Consider the following 3,018-nt stretch of genomic DNA (forward strand, 5'->3'; position numbering starts at 1 on the left):
ACCCCGCGCTTCCCCCCCGCCGGGGGGCGCCCCCCCGCCCCGGCCCCCCCCGGGGCCCCCGGGGCCCCCCCCGCCGCGCCCTTCACCGTGCGACGGCTCAGGGGCGCGCGGCGATGAAGGCGAGCACCCGGCGCCAGGCGTCGGCCGACGCCTCGGCGCACTCGTGAGCGCCCTGCTCGAAGAAGCCGTGCGGGGCTCCCCCGTAGGTGACGAACTCGCGCGGGCATCCGGCCTCGGCGAGGGCTCCGTCGAAGGCTTCGACCACACCCTGCGGGATGGCCTCGTCCGCGCCGCCCCACAAGGCCAGGATCGGCGCGGTCAGCCCCGCCGCGAGCTGCGTGGGTCCCGGCGAGCCGTTGATGGCGTCCGGGAAGCCGTAGAAGCCGACGGCGCCGGCCGTCCCGAACTCCGGTGCGGCGGTGCGGAACGCCTGGCGGCCGCCGAAGCAGAAGCCGAGCGAGACCACCCGACGGGCACCGCTCGCACGTATGTGTGCGATGGCGGCGGCCATGTCGGCATCCAGTCCCGACGGGGTGAGCTGGGCCAGGTGCCGCATCAGATGGCCCATTTCCCTGAATCCCTCGTCACGGCTCCGGTGATCGGGTCCCGCGGTGCGGCCGAAATAGTCGATCGCCAGCGCCGTGTGCCCCTGCTCGGCCAGGCGCACGGTGAGCGTCTCGTAGAAATCGGAGAGGCCGTTGTTGTCCGGGAGTACGAGCACGCCCGTGCCGGAGGGCCGCTCGGGCACGGCCAGACGGGCGGCGAAGCGTGCGCCGTCGGCAGCGGTGAGGACGAGCGGTTCCGAGGTGACAGCGGTGACGGCCGGGCCGTGGAGCGGCGGGGCGGCATCGGATGCGTAGCACACGGGCGGATTCCTTTTCGGGCCGAGAGATCAGACCCGAAAAGGCTAACAACAAATCCATTGGATACGGGCGATCATATCACGGACGAGCAATTTCCAAAAGATTATCGGCGGTAAACGTTCGGTGAAGAATGCCGATTATGAATTCCCCCCGCACTCGGTGCGGCATCGCGTTCCCACCGCTCCGCGCGGCCCCGGCCGGGGGGCGTCAGCCGCGGTCCGGACCCACCGCCACCGGGCGGGACGGGTCCGCGGACCAGTGGGACCAGCTTCCCGCGTACAGGGCCGCCGGGATGCCCGCCACCGACAGGGCGAGCACCTCGTGGGCCCCCGAGACCCCGGAGCCGCAGTAGACGCCCACCCGGGCCGAGCCGCCCGCGCCCACCGCCTCGAACCTGGCGCGCAGTTCGTCCGCCGCGAGGAACAGTCCGTCCGGGCCCACGTTCTGCGTGGTCGGCGCCGACACCGCGCCGGGAATGTGGCCCCCGACCGGGTCGATCGGCTCGACCTCGCCCCGGTAGCGCTCCCCCGCCCGCGCGTCGAGCAGGACCCCGGACCGGGCCAGCGCGGCCGCCTCGTCCGCGTCCAGCAGGCCGATCTCACCCGGATTTGGCTTGAAATCGCCTTCCCGTGCGGCCTCGGCATCGACTGACAACGGTCCGTCACCGGCGGTCCACGCGGCCAGCCCTCCGTCCAGCACCCGTACCCGCGCATGACCCGTCCAGCGCAACAGCCACCACGCGCGCGCCGCCGCCCAGCCCTGCCCGCCGTCGTACACGACCACGGGCCGGTCCGCCGAGACCCCGGCCCGCCGCATCACCGCCCCGAACTCCTCCGCGTCCGGCAGCGGGTGCCGCCCGCCCGCCCCCGCGGGACCGGCCAGTTCCGCGTCGAGGTCGACGTAGACGGCACCCGGCAGGTGCCCGGCTTCGTACGCGGAACGCTGGTTCGGTCCGCCCAGCTGCCAGCGGACGTCCAGCAGGACCGGCGGCCTGGGGCCGGCCAGCTCGGTCTTGAGATCGGCTGCCGAGAGCAGCGGGGAGGGGCTCGAGGTCAAGGTCATGGAGGCCATTTTGCTCCCCCTCGAGGCACCCCGCGTAACAAATCGGACATCGACGGGCCGCACCGATTCGGTCATCTCGTCCGGCTCAAGCGAAACCCGGCCGGGTCGGGGCGCGCCGAACCGCTCGGGGTGCAAGCATCAGCTCCGGGAAGCCCCACGAGCAGTTCCACGGAGGAGACGGCTGACATGACCGAGGCATTGGAAGCAACGCGGCGCACGCCCGGCACGCCGTGCTGGTCGAGCCTGATGGTGCACAGCCTCGGGACCACCGAGGAGTTCTACGCGGACCTGTTCGGCTGGGAGTACGAGCCCGGCCCCGAGCAGCTGGGCCAGTACGTCCGGGCCATGCTCGACGGGCACGAGGTGGCCGGCATCGGCGAGTTGCCGCCGGACCGTCATCTCCCGGTGGCCTGGACGACGTACATCGCCACGGACGACGCCGACGCGACGGCCGAGGCGATCCGCTCCTGCGGGGGCACGGTCGCGGTGGGCCCGCTGGACGCGGGGGCCGCGGGGCGGGTGGCGATCTGCTCGGACCCGCTCGGCGCGACCTTCGGACTCTGGCAGGCCGAGGCCCGCCTCGGCACCGGGCGGGCCGGGATCCCGGGCACCCCCGTGTGGAACGAGCTGATCACACAGGACACCTCGACGGTCGGCAAGTTCTACGAGCACGTCTTCGGCCACGAGGCCCGCCAGCACTCCACCGCCTCCGCCGACTTCGACTACCTCACCCTCCTCCTCCGGGGCCGGCCGGTGGCCGCCGTCCACGGAGTCGGCCGGTCCCTGCCGCACGACCGAGGGCCGCACTGGATGACGTACTTCGAGGTGGAGGACACCGACGCGGCCGCCGACCGCGTCGTCCGGCTCGGCGGCCGGATCGTCCAGGCGCCGCGCGACGGCCTGAGCGGCCGGCTGGCGACGGTCGCGGACCCGGAGGGCGCCGTCTTCACCCTGGTCCACGGCAGCCCCTGACCGCTGACCGCCGCCCGGGCCCCCCCCCCCGGGCCGGGCGCGGGGGGGGGGGGGCCGCGCCGCGGGGGGCGGGGGGCGGGGGGGCCCGGGGGGGGGCGCGCCGCCCCCCCCCCCCCCCCCG

Annotated in this window: 3 protein-coding genes; 1 reads left to right on the forward strand and 2 read right to left on the reverse strand. The window is 74.4% G+C overall.

Annotated elements, in window-relative coordinates; genetic code table 11:
- Positions 1 to 97 precede the first annotated feature (97 nt).
- Both ACWF9Z_RS33360 and ACWF9Z_RS33365 read right to left on the reverse strand, forming a co-directional pair.
- The gene (locus tag ACWF9Z_RS33360; RefSeq protein WP_453608743.1) at positions 98 to 865 is read right to left on the reverse strand and encodes a dienelactone hydrolase family protein; all 768 of its coding nucleotides are present in this window, start codon (positions 863 to 865) and stop codon (positions 98 to 100) included.
- Between the two features lie 205 nt (positions 866 to 1,070).
- A complete protein-coding gene (locus ACWF9Z_RS33365) occupies positions 1,071 to 1,925 on the reverse strand; it encodes a sulfurtransferase (RefSeq protein WP_453608746.1) in 855 nt (284 codons plus the stop codon).
- A gap of 186 nt (positions 1,926 to 2,111) precedes the next feature.
- On the opposite strand from ACWF9Z_RS33365, the gene ACWF9Z_RS33370 reads away from it, so the two are divergent.
- Positions 2,112 to 2,897: a VOC family protein gene (locus tag ACWF9Z_RS33370; RefSeq protein ID WP_453608750.1), complete on the forward strand. Its 786-nt coding sequence runs from the start codon at positions 2,112 to 2,114 to the stop codon at positions 2,895 to 2,897.
- The last annotated feature ends 121 nt before the right edge of the window (positions 2,898 to 3,018 follow it).

The organism is Streptomyces sp. NPDC054961, assembly GCF_053609145.1.

What these genes read in the sequence shown, in the direction of transcription:
- ACWF9Z_RS33365 (WP_453608746.1), bottom strand. Translation starts at nt 1,925, where the DNA reads ATGACCTTGACCTCGAGCCCCTCCCCGCTGCTCTCGGCAGCCGATCTC.
- ACWF9Z_RS33370 (WP_453608750.1), top strand. Translation starts at nt 2,112, where the DNA reads ATGACCGAGGCATTGGAAGCAACGCGGCGCACGCCCGGCACGCCGTGC.